This window comes from Porphyromonas sp. HMSC077F02, assembly GCF_001815465.1.
GTDB lineage: Bacteria > Bacteroidota > Bacteroidia > Bacteroidales > Porphyromonadaceae > Porphyromonas_A > Porphyromonas_A somerae.
This window is the reverse complement of sequence record NZ_KV820655.1, coordinates 29,042-42,313: the sequence shown is the minus strand read 5'-3', so window position 1 is coordinate 42,313 and position 13,272 is coordinate 29,042. Positions and strand designations below refer to the sequence as shown.

11 protein-coding genes and 1 tRNA gene are annotated in these 13,272 nt (G+C 51.6%); 7 read left to right on the top strand and 5 right to left on the bottom strand.

What is annotated here, in order from left to right; genetic code table 11:
• Positions 1-41: 41 nt before the first annotated feature.
• From HMPREF3027_RS03890 to HMPREF3027_RS03870, 5 genes are all read right to left on the bottom strand, one after another.
• Positions 42-114 (bottom strand) — tRNA-Phe (locus HMPREF3027_RS03890).
• 121 nt (positions 115-235) lie between these two features.
• Complete coding sequence (gene fabD, locus HMPREF3027_RS03885; protein ID WP_021902670.1) at positions 236-1,096, bottom strand: ACP S-malonyltransferase; 861 nt, start codon at positions 1,094-1,096, stop codon at positions 236-238.
• Between the two features lie 202 nt (positions 1,097-1,298).
• A complete protein-coding gene (gene tsaB / locus HMPREF3027_RS03880; protein ID WP_246830520.1) occupies positions 1,299-2,045 on the bottom strand; it encodes a tRNA (adenosine(37)-N6)-threonylcarbamoyltransferase complex dimerization subunit type 1 TsaB in 747 nt (248 codons plus the stop codon).
• The gene (topA, locus tag HMPREF3027_RS03875; RefSeq protein ID WP_070707173.1) at positions 2,042-4,360 is read right to left on the bottom strand and encodes a type I DNA topoisomerase; all 2,319 of its coding nucleotides are present in this window, start codon (positions 4,358-4,360) and stop codon (positions 2,042-2,044) included. Before topA ends, tsaB begins: the two co-directional genes overlap by 4 nt.
• A gap of 409 nt (positions 4,361-4,769) precedes the next feature.
• Positions 4,770-5,204: a YkvA family protein gene (locus HMPREF3027_RS03870; protein WP_083317494.1), complete on the bottom strand. Its 435-nt coding sequence runs from the start codon at positions 5,202-5,204 to the stop codon at positions 4,770-4,772.
• 421 nt (positions 5,205-5,625) lie between these two features.
• On the opposite strand from HMPREF3027_RS03870, the gene HMPREF3027_RS03865 reads away from it, so the two are divergent.
• The 7 genes from HMPREF3027_RS03865 to dusB all read left to right on the top strand — a co-directional run bounded on the left by HMPREF3027_RS03865 (position 5,626) and on the right by dusB (position 13,020).
• On the top strand, positions 5,626-6,645 hold the full coding sequence (locus HMPREF3027_RS03865; RefSeq protein WP_070707172.1) for a beta-ketoacyl-ACP synthase III: 1,020 nt from the start codon (positions 5,626-5,628) through the stop codon (positions 6,643-6,645).
• 22 nt (positions 6,646-6,667) lie between these two features.
• A complete protein-coding gene (gene era, locus HMPREF3027_RS03860; RefSeq protein WP_070707171.1) occupies positions 6,668-7,564 on the top strand; it encodes a GTPase Era in 897 nt (298 codons plus the stop codon).
• A 22-nt stretch (positions 7,565-7,586) separates the two neighbouring features.
• Positions 7,587-8,912: a ribosome biogenesis GTPase Der gene (gene der, locus HMPREF3027_RS03855; RefSeq protein WP_021902666.1), complete on the top strand. Its 1,326-nt coding sequence runs from the start codon at positions 7,587-7,589 to the stop codon at positions 8,910-8,912.
• A 4-nt stretch (positions 8,913-8,916) separates the two neighbouring features.
• Positions 8,917-9,501 carry a TetR/AcrR family transcriptional regulator gene (locus HMPREF3027_RS03850; RefSeq protein WP_018028738.1) on the top strand — a complete coding sequence of 195 codons (585 nt, stop codon included), beginning with the start codon at positions 8,917-8,919 and terminating at the stop codon, positions 9,499-9,501.
• 14 nt (positions 9,502-9,515) lie between these two features.
• Positions 9,516-10,265: a 3-oxoacyl-[acyl-carrier-protein] reductase gene (gene fabG / locus HMPREF3027_RS03845; protein ID WP_021902665.1), complete on the top strand. Its 750-nt coding sequence runs from the start codon at positions 9,516-9,518 to the stop codon at positions 10,263-10,265.
• A gap of 90 nt (positions 10,266-10,355) precedes the next feature.
• Complete coding sequence (locus tag HMPREF3027_RS03840; RefSeq protein WP_070707170.1) at positions 10,356-12,053, top strand: SulP family inorganic anion transporter; 1,698 nt, start codon at positions 10,356-10,358, stop codon at positions 12,051-12,053.
• Complete coding sequence (dusB, locus tag HMPREF3027_RS03835; RefSeq protein WP_070707169.1) at positions 12,040-13,020, top strand: tRNA dihydrouridine synthase DusB; 981 nt, start codon at positions 12,040-12,042, stop codon at positions 13,018-13,020. The genes HMPREF3027_RS03840 and dusB overlap by 14 nt, the downstream gene beginning before the upstream one ends.
• Positions 13,021-13,272 lie beyond the last annotated feature (252 nt).

Genomic DNA, 13,272 nt, shown 5'->3' with positions numbered 1-13,272 from the left:
CTTCAGGTATTGAAGATCTGCGAGCCTTCGGGGGGAGGGAGTGGTGCCACCAGGAATCGAACCGGGGACACAAGGATTTTCAGTCCTTTGCTCTACCAACTGAGCTATGGCACCAACACTTTAATTTGCTACTCTTTTGAGTTTTGCTTTGCAAAGGTACCACAATTTTTTGAATCAACAAACTATTCGGCCCTTTATTTTACTTTCCACTCCTCTCCAGTGGGAAAAGAGGGGGTTAGAGGATGCGCTTAATGAGCCCTTGGAGCACTTTACCGGGGCCGTACTCAGTGAAGCTCTCTGCTCCATCCTTGTGCATATTGAGGATGGTCTGCGTCCAGCGAACAGGCGCTGTGAGCTGCATGATAAGGTTGTGGCGAATCTCCTCAGGGTCGGTATGGGGGAGGGCATCGACATTCTGATAGATAGGGCAGCTAGGCGCCTTGAAGTGGGTCTCTCTGATCGCTGCCTCCAACTCTTCTCTAGCACTCTCCATAAAGGGGCTGTGGAAGGCTCCGCTCACATTGAGGGGCAAGGCACGCTTAGCACCCGCCTCTTTCGCCAGTGCACATACTTGCTGTACACCTTTTACCGAACCCGAGATCACCGCTTGGCCAGGGCTGTTGTAATTGGCAAGGATTACGATCTCACCTTGGACAGAGGCACAGAGTTGCTCCACCTCTTCATCTTTCAGCCCAATAATGGCGGCCATGGTGGAGGGAGCTTGCTCGCACGCTTTTTGCATCGCTTGAGCTCGTTTGCTCACTAGTCTCAGTGCATCTTCAAAGGAGAGAGCCCCAGAAGCAGCGAGCGCTGTAAACTCGCCTAGAGAGTGACCTGCCATCATATCGGCACTGCACCCTTCGTCGCTCACCTTGGCAGAGATGTAGGAGTGGATAAATACCGCCGGCTGGGTCACCTTGGTCTGCTTAAGTTCTTCCTCGGTGCCATGAAATATAGTATCGGTAATTTGGAAGCCAAGTATCTCATTGGCTTGCTCAAATAGCTGCTTTGCTTCGGCGTTGCTCTCGTAGAGGTCCTGCCCCATACCTACAAACTGAGCTCCTTGTCCTGGGAATACTGATGCGCGTAATGCCATAACGATCTTTCTTTCTAATTTGTTTTTACTTAATTATAATACATCGCAAAGGTACGCATTATCTCCCAAATATCTATGAGGGGGGGGGGGGAGGGTACCTTATCGGACAAGTCGGACAGGTCAGACAAGTCGGACAGATCGGACCGCACATAGATATAAGTACGACGAAATCCGAGATGTCCGACTTGTCCGATAAAGCAACTTATTTATTGGGGAGGAGCTGGGCGAGTACTTTATTGAGGGACTTTTTGGCTTGGTACTCTTTGAGGTAGAAGGGCTCCCAATAGGCGACGTCGAGGTGTTCTCCATTCTCTAGTAGTCGGAAAGCGTCGCTCGCCATATGCTTGGCGTGGGGGTAGATATTGGCAACATACCGACTACCCGGTAGTAGGCTCTGGAATAGCTCCTGTGCCTTCTCGGCTCCCGACCCGAAGTAGACTACAGGGTGCTGCTCTACCAACTCTGTGATCGAGGCTTGCGTCTCCTCTTCGGTCAATACCAAAGCAGCAATATCCGATACTGGCTCCCCTTTGGCGGTATAGAGCGCCGAGTAAACCTCCATACGTCGGGCATCGATCATCGGCATCAATAGTGCCTCCTCGGGTGCTACCTCGTGGGCAAGGTAACTACGGGCGATGAGCTGAGTAGTGGAGATAGCAAGTAGAGGAACCCTTTTGGCAAAAGCCAAACCCTTGGCATATCCTGCCGCGATGCGGAGGCCGGTGTAGCTTCCTGGCCCCTCAGCTACGCAGATGGCGGATAGCTCATTACCTTGGGGTAGCTGCAAAAGAACCTCCTGTGCCATCACTGCCAATCGTTCCGACTGCCTAGAGCGGTCGGTCTCTTCAGCCTCAGCGATAATCGTTGGGGTATTGCCCTCCTCTGCCAGAGCCACTGTGCAGTAGTCGGTAGAGCTATCTAGGAGTAGGATATATCTCTTTTTCATCATTTCTTTTTACGTTTCTTCTTAGCCCCACTGGCGGCCGTTTCGGCGATTATTTTGCGTGCCTGTTCTTCTGTGAGTGTTTTGGCATCCGTCGTCTTGGGGATCTTATAGTTATTCTTTTGATACTTAAGATAAGGTCCCCACCGACCATTGAGTACCTCTACCACCTCATCGCCTTCGCCAAAGGAGGCGATGAACTTATTACGCTCCTGCTCCTTCTTGGCATCAATGAGCGGCTTTGCCTCCTCAAGGGTGATCTCGTAGGGCGAAAGCTCTTTTGGAATACTAGCGAATAGCTTACCAAAGCGGACATAAGGACCAAACCGACCAATACTGGCGACGACTTTATCCCCCTCGTACTCACCAAGCGTACGAGGTAGGTCGAATAGTTTGAGCGCCTCCTCCAAGGTAATGGTCTCGAGTGAGAGATTGGTAGGGATGGAAGCGAAGCGTGGCTTTTTGCCCTCTTCGTCGGCAATACCAATCTGTATCATCGGACCAAAGCGCCCGATCTTAGCCGATACTTGCTCTCCAGTCTTGGGGTCTTCACCGAGGATGCGTTCGCCCACCTTGTGGTCGCTCTTCTCTGCCATCACCCCCTCTACATTATCGTGGAAGAGGTCGTAGAAGGTAGCAATGACGCTATTCCATTTCTTTTTGCCTGCCGCGATCTCATCAAACTCCTCCTCTACCCGTGCGGTAAAGTTGTAGTCCAATACTTGGGGAAAGTACTCCACGAGGAAGTCGGTGACCACCAGCCCTGTGTCGGTGGGGAAGAGTTTGTTTTTGTCTGCCCCATAGACCTCCTTCTTGGTACGCTTGGCTACCTTTCCCTTCTCTAGCTTGAGCTCTACATAATTGCGAGACTCGCCATCGATGGACTTCTTCACCACATACTCTCGCTTTTGGATGGTCTGAATGGTAGGTGCGTAGGTAGAAGGACGCCCAATCCCGAGCTCCTCCAATCGCTTTACCAGCGATGCCTCCGTGTAGCGAGGAGGTCGCTGTGCAAAGCGCTCGCGTGCTACCACCTCCTCACTCAAGAGGGGGTCGCCTGTTTGGAGGCGTGGCAGAAGGCCAGTCTCCTCCTCGGTATCTTCATCGTCGTGCCCCTCTAGGTAGACTTTGAGGAAGCCATCAAAGGTAACCGTCTCCCCCTTGGCTTCAAACTGTGTAGGGGTGCCACTCAATATCTGTACTGTGGTATTCTCCAGCTCGGCATCTGCCATCTGCGAAGCGAGTGTCCGCTTGCGAATCATCTCATAGAGGGCTCGCTCTTGTTTATTCTTTCCCGCAATCTCCACCTCCACATTAGTAGGGCGGATCGCTTCGTGCGCCTCTTGGGCACCTTTGGTCTTGACTTTATAGCGACGGGCTTTGACATACTCCTTGCCGTAGGCTTGCTCTACGAGGGCACAACTAGTGGCAATGGCGTAGTCGGAGAGATTAACTGAGTCGGTACGCATATAAGTAATGTGCCCAGCTTCGTATAGGCTCTGGGCTAGTCGCATGGTGAGCCCTACTGGATAGCCCAACCGCCTAGAAGCCTCCTGCTGTAGGGTAGAGGTGGTGAAAGGAGCTGCTGGCTTGCGCTTGGTCGGCTTCACCTCTATCTTACCCACACTGTAATTGGCATCGATAAGGGCATTGAGAATTTCCCTTACCTCCTCCTCCGTCTCTGGTCGCTTCGCTACCTCTCCCACCACTTTCTCCCCGTTCGTGGTGATGAACAATCCCCGTATCCGGAAGCTGCTTTTTTGCTCAAAGGCGGTGATCTCTCGCTCCCTCTCCACAATGATCCGGACGGCTACCGACTGTACTCTACCAGCCGAAAGCTGAGGACGAATCTTGCGCCAAAGTACTGGACTGAGCTCGAAGCCGACAATTCTATCCAGCACTCGGCGGGCTTGCTGAGCATCGACCATCTGCTCATCAATAGCACGAGGGTTTTCGAGGGCATGTTCTACCGCCGTTTTGGTGATCTCGTGGAATACGATCCTATTCTTAGCCTTCTTATCCAATCCAAGCACCTCAGCTAGGTGCCATGCTATCGCCTCTCCTTCGCGGTCCTCATCACTTGCAAGCCACACGCTCTCAGCTTTTTTGGAAGCACTCTTTAGCTCCTTGACTATCCGCTCCTTTTCTTCGGAGACCTCGTACTGCGGTTCAAAGTTATTCTCAATATCCACACCCATTCCTTTGGTCTTAAGGTCACGGATATGCCCATAGCTAGAGAGGACTTGGTAGTCCTTACCTAGAAATTTGCTAATGGTCTTTGACTTAGCGGGTGACTCCACTATCACGAGGTTACTTGCCATATCTTTATCTAATTTTTTATTCTCTCAATACTCTTATGCCCAACATTTATTGGATTTGCAAAAGTACACATTATATATAACTAGACAAAAAACTGCCCCCACAGGAAGGCATTATTGTATGAGATGTTACCCTCTGGTCAAGGAGAGAAAAAAAATGAGTTGTAACTAAGCAAAAACTGAGTTGCAACTAAGCAAACCGAGATGCAACAAAGCAAATGCTTAGTTGCAACTAACCGATTGCTTAGTTGCAACTCGACAAACGCCCAAATATATCTCTGGGTATCAAATGGTTACAAAACCACTCTCAACCACCTATATTTCAGCATCATTCGATGTGTAACGGACGTTTCGGACAGCCGATAGGATCCCGATTGAGGAGATGCCCCTTTTGACAAGGGGTGAGAAAGGGTTAGAGGGCTGGTTGCGTCTCTTTTTTCAGGGGGCAGAGCTTACGGAGAAGGCGCTCCGCCTTGGCGTGGATCTGTGGGGTTTCATACTTACGCACCTGCTTAAGGATGATGCCCACCACGATTAGGTCGTCGGAAAAACCTAGCAGCCCAGGAATGAAGTCAGGCAACAAGTCAATAGGAAGTATAAAGTAGCCGAGCGCCCCCATAATATAGAGCTTAGATTGCTTTGGCACACTAGGCTCCATCAATATATAGTATAGCTTGAGGACTGGCATCAAGACCGTATCCCCCAGTAACTCCCCCACTCTACTTACCTTCTGCATAAAGGAGAGTTCGCTGAAGTGACTACTGTACTTAGTGAAGTCCTGTGGCTCCGCTTGCTTTAGCACGGTCCATAGGCTACCCGCACGCTTTGTCCATCTCAATATTCCCATACTACTTATCTATTCATTGGTATTTATATCTACTGCAATATTACACATTTTGAGCCACCCTCCCAAATTTATGGGTGGGCATCGTTCATCTACGACATCCCTAGCAGCTGATTATATGCAACCCCTTCGGGGTAGCTTAGGTATGGTACCACCTCCACCCAAGCTTCACCTTCAGGCTCGCTAACGCTCCCCTTCAGGGGGAAGCTTGGGTTAGTACACCATGAAACCCCATTCGGGGTTTTCACTCGTCCGACTAAGCACCCACGCCCAAGGCACCTCCGCAAGGAGATGAACAGGAGATTGCACACTTTCCAAACAAATGGAAATATTTTGGTATCTTTGTGGCATCAGAAGTGACTTATCAAGATTGCTCACCTCTGTGGAAATGATAATTTATTTTAATTGATAGCATAGGTAAGAGATGAATAAGACGACGAAAAGATTTGCCACCCTCACAGCCATTGGTGGATATGTCCCAGATGAAGTGCTCACCAATGAGCAGATCGCGCAGCGATTAGATACGAGCGATGAGTGGATCACTACTCGTGTAGGGATCAAGGAGCGGAGGGTGCTCAATAAGGAGGGGGCGGGATCGTCGTACCTCGGCATTCAAGCGGTGAAGGATATGATGACACGGCACAAGATTCGGCCTGAGGAGATTGACTTGGTGCTCTGCTCCTCCAACACACCCGACTACCACTTTCCCACGACTGCCTCTGTGATTGCTAGCGAGTGCGGCATCTCTGGCGTGCCTTGCTTCGACTTCCAAGGGGCATGTCCTGGTTTTGTCTATGGGCTACAGATTGCGCGGGGGTTTGTGGAGAGCGGTCTGTATAAAAAGGTGCTTTTGGTGGCTGCAGAGAAGATGAGTGCCATCACCGACCCTGAGGACCGCAATACCTATCCGCTCTTTGGCGATGCGGGAGCTTGTGCTATCTTGGAGCCAACGGAGGAGGAGGTAGGTATTATGGATGCTCTCATCAAGTGCAATTTCGATGGTCGGGAGCACTTGATTATGCCAGCAGGCGGCTCTACCCTTCCTCCAAGTGAGGAGACGGTACAGCAGCGTCTGCACTTTGTGCATCAAGATGGTCGCCACGTTTTTAAGGAGGCCGTGACGGAGATGGGCGACTGCTCTGTGGAGCTGATGGAGCGGAATGGGCTCACCTTTGAAGACATTGCTTGGGTGGTGCCTCATCAAGCCAATATGCGAATTATCGTTGCCACAGCACGACGTATGGGGTTAGGACTGGATAAGGTGATGGTGAATATTGACCGCTATGGCAATACCAGCTCGGTCTCGATTCCACTCTGTCTATGGGAGTGGGAGAGTAAGCTCCGCAAGGGCGATAATCTGATCCTCACCGCCTTTGGTGCTGGATACACGTGGGGCTCTATCTACCTCAAGTGGGGGTATGATGGCGATAAGATCGGTCAATAAAAAAAATGGGAGGATACTAATAATGAGTGAAGGAGGTTACAAGTCGGGATTTGTCAATTTGGTAGGCAACCCGAATGTGGGTAAGTCGACCTTGATGAATAAGTTGGTGGGGGATAAGATCAGTATTATCACCAATAAGGCACAGACGACGCGCCACAGGATCATCGGCATTGTAAACAAACCAGGAGTGCAGGTGGTTTATAGCGATACGCCAGGAGTGGTGGATCCCGCCTACAAGATGCAGGAGCAGATGCTCGGCTTCTCGAAGAGTGCCTTGGGGGATGCCGATGTGCTGCTTTATGTCACCGATGTGATAGAGGAGCCTAAGAAGCACGAGGCGTTTCTCTCCGACGTGAGGGAGCTACAGGTGCCGGTATTGGTGCTGATCAATAAGGCGGATCTATCGACGCCCGAAAAGCTAGAGGAGCTGGTGCAGACTTGGAAGTCACTTCTGCCCAATGCTCTTGAGGTGCTACCCGTAGCGGCACTGCACGGAGCAGGCATCGCCTATATTGCGGAGCGTGTGGAGGCACTTCTGCCCGATTCGCCCCCCTATTTTGAGGAGGATGCCCTTACCGATCGGCCGGCTCGCTTCTTTGTCTCGGAGATTATTCGGGAGAAAGTATTCCTCTATTACCAAAAGGAGATCCCTTACGCCACGGAGGTGGTGGTGCAGGAGTTTAAGGAGGAGGAAAACCTCATCCGTATCGCTGCCAATATCTATGTGGAGCGAGAGTCGCAAAGGGGTATCTTGATAGGGCACAAGGGGGCAGCGATTAAGAAGCTTGGCACGATGGCGAGGCAGGATATTGAGCGTTTCTTTGATAAGAAGGTATTCCTACAGCTATTCGTGAAGGTAGAGAAGGAGTGGAGGAGCAGCGACAAGATGCTCCGCAACTTCGGATATAAATTGGATTAAGAAAGAAAGAGAGGTATAAGATATGGCAACTAATAATTTGGTAGCTATAGTGGGGCAGCCCAATGTGGGGAAGTCCTCGCTATTCAATCGGCTAACTAAGAGTCGCACTGCTATCGTTACTGACGAGCCTGGTACTACTCGTGACCGCCAATATGGCAAGTCGGAGTGGAATGGGGTCAACTTTTCGGTAGTAGATACTGGTGGCTGGGTGGACAACTCGGACGATGTCTTTGAGGAGGAGATCAATCGGCAGGTGGAGATCGCTATCGAGGAGGCCGACCTGATCCTATTTATGGTAGATATACAGGCGGGCTTGGGCGACCTTGATCAGTCGATTGCTCAGCTCTTGAGGCAGACCAGCAAACCGGTGCTTCTGGTGGCGAATAAGTCGGACAACTTCAATATGGAGGTGTATGCGGCGGAGTTTTACAAGCTGGGATTGGGCGACCCAATTCCTATCTCGGCCATTAACGGCACAGGGACTGGCGAACTTTTGGATCTACTAGTGAAGTCGCTGCCCGAGGCGAGCGATGAGGAGGAAGAGGAGCTCAACTACCCTCGTATCGCAGTGGTAGGGCGACCCAATGCGGGGAAGTCGTCGCTCATCAATGCCTTTCTGGGCGAGGAGCGACACATTGTCACCGACATTGCAGGCACCACTCGCGACTCTATCTACACGCATTATAATAAGTTCGGACACGAGTTTAGCCTGGTGGATACGGCTGGTATCCGTAAGCGGGGCAAGGTGAATGAGGATCTGGAGTACTATTCGGTACTTCGGAGTATTCGTGCGATTGAGAATAGCGATGTCTGCATATTGATGCTGGATGCCACGAAGGGGATTGAGGGGCAAGACCTCAACATCTTCTCTATTATTCAGCGGAATAAGAAGGGGCTAATTGTCTGCGTCAATAAGTGGGACTTGATAGAGGAGAAGAGCCAAAAGGTGATGAATGGATATATGGAGGCGATACGCGAGCGTCTGGCTCCTTTTGTGGACTTCCCGATTCTATTTATCTCGGCAACAGAGAAGCAGCGTATCCTGAAGGTGCTAGACCTGGCTCAGGAGATCTTTGACAAGCGAAAGAAGCGTATCCCTACCGCCAAGCTCAATAGCACGCTCCTCCCTATCATTGAGAAGACACCACCACCAGCCAATAAGGGGAAGTACATCAAGATAAAGTATGTGACGATGCTCCCCAAGGTGCAGGTGCCTAGCTTTGTCTTTTTCTGCAACCTACCTCAGTGGGTCAAGGAGCCTTACAAGCGTTTTCTAGAGAATCAAGTGCGTAGCAACTGGGACTTCTCGGGTACGCCGATCAATATATTCATCAGAGATAAAAAGTAAGGCGGTGGCGATAGATAGAACTAGACAGAAGTTTATAGAGGTCGCTAGAGACCTCTTTGCGGAGCAAGGCTACCACGCTACTACGATGAATGCAATCGCCGTAGCAGCGGGCAAGGGACGCCGCACTCTGTACAACTACTTCGGCACTAAGAGTGATGTGTACCTTGCTGTGATTCAAGGCGAGCTACAGGTGCTCTACGAGGAGCTGAAGGAGTTTGTGGACCAGCCGATGAATGGCATTGCAAAGCTGATGCTCTTTATAGCCAAGCGGGAGCGGGCGGTCAATGAGGTGGTACAGCGTAATGGCACCCTAGAGGCGGAGTTTTTCAACGACATTGCTACGGTGGAGCGAGCCCGAATGCGGTTTGATGTGCTGGAGCGTCGATTGATACAGAAGATTCTGACCGATGGTGTGGCAGATGGCTCTTTTAGGCAGATAGATATCCGCACGAGTGCCGTGCTGATCCACGCTTGCCTGAAGGGGCTGGAGGTGCCCTTTATACGCGGTCAATTGGGTCGTACAGAAAAGGCGGTGACGCAGACCTATCGGGTGGTGCGTAGCCTACTGATGGAAGGATTACAAAAATAATAAGCAATAGATTTATGAATGAAATACTAAAGGGCAAAGTGGCCATCGTAACGGGAGGAAGTAGAGGAATCGGCAGAGCCATAGCTACCGAACTGGCAAAGCTGGGTGCCGATGTAGCTTTTACTGGTCGCTCGCTCAATGAGAACACCCGTAGCCTGGAGGAAGAGCTGGGTCAGCTCGGGGTAAAGGTAAAGGCGTATGCCACTGATGCCGCCGACCACGCCGCAGCGAAACTCTTTGTGGAGGAGGTGCTCAAGGAGTTTGGCAAGATAGATATTCTGGTTAATAATGCTGGGATCACCAAGGATACGTTGCTGATGCGTATGACGGAGGAGCAGTGGGACGATGTGCTGAGGGTGAACCTCAAGAGTGCCTTCAACCTTACTCAGGCGGTCACAATGCCGATGATGAAGGCCCGCAGTGGTGCCATCATCAATATCTCGTCGGTTGTAGGCGTGACGGGCAATGCTGGGCAAGCCAATTATGCAGCTTCCAAGGCGGGGCTGATTGGATTTACCAAATCGACAGCGAAGGAGCTAGGCTCGAGAGGCATCCGCATCAATGCAGTAGCCCCTGGCTTTATCCGCACCGATATGACCGATGTGCTAGATGAAAAGGTGGTGGCAGAGTGGAGCAAATCGATTGCCCTACGTCGCCCTGGAGAGGCACAAGAAGTAGCCCAAGTGGTGGCATTCCTCGCCTCTGATGCCGCCTCCTACATTACTGGGCAGACCATCAATGTCTGCGGAGGCATGGTGATGTAACCCCCTCCCCCCTATCGTGCACCACGATAGCTTTAGCTACCTACCATTTCGACTCGTTATGATCAGGTAACTATTTACCACTTACTCATTATGAAAAATAGATTGGTTCCACAACTATTTAAGGACCTTAGGGACTATAATAAGGAGACTTTTCTCAAAGATCTCACCGCTGGTATCATTGTAGGTGTGGTGGCACTTCCACTCGCCATCGCCTTTGGTATCGCCAGTGGTGTCTCTCCTACCGAAGGATTGATTACCGCCATCATCGGTGGCTTTCTTGTTTCCCTACTGGGCGGGAGTAAAGTGCAGATTGGAGGCCCTACGGGTGCCTTTATCGTTATTGTTTTTGGTATTATCCAGAAGCATGGCATCGACGGACTGGCACTTGCCACATTGATGGCAGGGGTGATGCTGGTGCTGCTAGGGCTCTTACGACTTGGCTCTTTGATTAAGTTTGTCCCCTACCCCATTATTGACGGCTTTACCGCTGGTATAGCCGTCACCATCTTTACTACACAGGTCAAGGATCTATTTGGACTACAGGTCACCGACCTCCCAGGCGACTTCATCGGTAAGTGGGAAGCCTACTTCGGGGCCTTTGGCACTACCTCGTGGATGGCACTTCTCTTTGGGATTGCTGCCATTGCGATCATTATCTTGGTGCCGAAGATCAATAAAAATCTACCTAGTTCGCTGATCGCTCTGATCGTCCTCACCCTTGTGAGCGTGCTACTAGGCTACCTCGGGATTGCTCGTCCAGAGAATATTGGTGACCGCTACACCATTGAGGTGGGCTTGCCCAACCTGGTGATGCCTGTGGTGACCATTGAGCGACTACAGCAACTCTTCCCCGCCGCTTTTACCATTGCGATGCTGGGTGCTATTGAGAGCCTACTCTCGGCCTCCGTTGCCGACGGTATGATTGGGGCAAAGAGCGACTCCAATATGGAGTTGGTGGGGCAAGGAGTGGCCAATATTGTGGTCCCCTTTTTCGGAGGTATCCCTGTGACTGGTGCCATTGCTCGGACGATGACCAACATTAATAATGGTGGTCGTACTCCCGTTGCTGGCATTATCCATGCGGTGGTACTGCTTCTGATATTGCTGGTACTCTCCCCGCTCACCAGTCATATTCCGATGGCGGTGTTGGCCGGTGTGCTGGTAGTGGTCTCGTACAATATGAGTGGGTGGCGCTCGTTTATCGCCATTTTTAAGGGACCAAAGGGCGACTCCCTCGTGATGGTGATCACCTTCCTCCTCACGGTACTGATTGACCTCACCGTAGCGATTGGTATCGGTATGGTACTCGCCATTCTTATCTTACTGAAGCGGGTGCTCGATGCCTCGGAAATCAACCTGATTGATGATAAAAATAGGCACCCAGAGTCGACTAAGCTGGACCTTCCAAAGTGCATAGAGGTGTACGAGATTGAAGGGCCATTCTTCTTTGGAATTGCCAATAGGTTTGATGAGACAATGCGAAATATGCCAGGCAATCCGAGGGCGCGCATCATTCGTATGCGTATGGTGCCTTTTGTAGATACCACCGCCATTCACAACCTCAAGACGATGATTGAGCTCCACAAGGAGTCGCAGACGCAGATTATCCTCAGTGGGGTGCAACCAGCAGTGTTGGAGACACTCCGACAGAGTGGCGTGGTGGACCTTCTCGGTGAGGAAAACGTGACGCCTCACATCTCACTAGCTGTGGAGCGGACAATGGAGTTCCTCAAGACCCACTACCCTCACGATTATGAGCAATGGACCAAGAAGCATGAAGATAGGTAAGACCGACTTGGGGTACCGCCCCCTATTCCTCGCCCCGATGGAGGACGTCACCGACGCCTCCTTTAGGTTGCTCGCCCGTGAATTCGGCGCCAGCATCGTAGTGACAGAGTTTGTCAATGCCGATGCCATCATTCGCTCTATCCCTAGCACTCTACGGAAGATGGTGGTGGCAGATGAGGAGCGACCAGTAGCCATACAGCTCTACGGCCGAGATGCCACTACGATGGCGGAGGCAGCAAAGGTAGCAGAAGAGGCAAGACCCGAGCTGATAGACCTCAACTTTGGTTGCCCCGTGAAGAAAGTGGCAGGCAAAGGAGCTGGGGCTGGGATGCTACGTGATATCCCGCTGATGCTGGAGATCATTCGCTCGGTGGTGAATGCGGTAGAGCTATCCGTAACGGTCAAGACACGACTCGGCTGGGATAGCGACCATATCATCATCGAGGAGCTGGCGGAGCAGATACAGGAGGCGGGTGCCCAAGCGCTCACCATTCATGGCCGCACCCGAAGTCAGATGTACAAGGGAGAGGCCGACTGGGAGCCAATTGCTCGCGTGAAACAAAACCCCAACATCTCCATTCCGATCATCGGAAATGGCGATGTAACGAATGGAGAGATCGCCCTTGAGCGGTTTGAAACCACGGGAGTAGATGCGGTGATGGTAGGCCGAGGTGCGATTGGTCAGCCGTGGATATTTGAGGAGATGCGGGCAGTACTCGACGGTAAAGAGGTACCACAGCACCCCACGGAGTGGTACGTAGAGGTACTTAAGCGAATGCTCCACGAGAGCATCGCCAAGTGCCAAAACGAACTCAAAGGGATCCTCCACTTCCGCCGACACCTCGCCATTACGCCCCTATTCAAAGGCATTCCCGACTTCAAAAGCCACCGTGTAGCAATGCTCCGCACCAATACCGAAGCAGAGCTCCTACAGCTCATCGACCAAGCCGCAGAGATGATCCCGTAAGTAGCACCCCACCCAAGGCACACACAGCAGCACCCGACAGGGTGCTTCCCATCGGGTACAATTTTATCAGACAAATCGACGGTGAAGGACCTCGGCAGAGGTCCGACGGATCCTAGCCCCCGCGTCGGAGGGCGAAGCCCAAACGACCGGGGGATTTACGGTCACCCACCCCCATCCTACGACCCCTTGCGGGTCGAACAGTCTCGACTAAGATTATGTTGTCCGACTTGTCCGACTTGTCCGACTTGTCCG

Excerpts from the sequence above, each read along its gene's own strand:
- fabG (WP_021902665.1), top strand. The coding sequence starts at position 9,516 with ATGAATGAAATACTAAAGGGCAAAGTGGCCATCGTAACGGGAGGAAGT.
- HMPREF3027_RS03865 (WP_070707172.1), top strand. The coding sequence starts at position 5,626 with ATGAATAAGACGACGAAAAGATTTGCCACCCTCACAGCCATTGGTGGA.
- fabD (WP_021902670.1), bottom strand. The coding sequence starts at position 1,096 with ATGGCATTACGCGCATCAGTATTCCCAGGACAAGGAGCTCAGTTTGTA.
- era (WP_070707171.1), top strand. The coding sequence starts at position 6,668 with ATGAGTGAAGGAGGTTACAAGTCGGGATTTGTCAATTTGGTAGGCAAC.
- topA (WP_070707173.1), bottom strand. The coding sequence starts at position 4,360 with ATGGCAAGTAACCTCGTGATAGTGGAGTCACCCGCTAAGTCAAAGACC.
- der (WP_021902666.1), top strand. The coding sequence starts at position 7,587 with ATGGCAACTAATAATTTGGTAGCTATAGTGGGGCAGCCCAATGTGGGG.
- HMPREF3027_RS03840 (WP_070707170.1), top strand. The coding sequence starts at position 10,356 with ATGAAAAATAGATTGGTTCCACAACTATTTAAGGACCTTAGGGACTAT.
- dusB (WP_070707169.1), top strand. The coding sequence starts at position 12,040 with ATGAAGATAGGTAAGACCGACTTGGGGTACCGCCCCCTATTCCTCGCC.
- HMPREF3027_RS03870 (WP_083317494.1), bottom strand. The coding sequence starts at position 5,204 with ATGGGAATATTGAGATGGACAAAGCGTGCGGGTAGCCTATGGACCGTG.
- tsaB (WP_246830520.1), bottom strand. The coding sequence starts at position 2,045 with ATGATGAAAAAGAGATATATCCTACTCCTAGATAGCTCTACCGACTAC.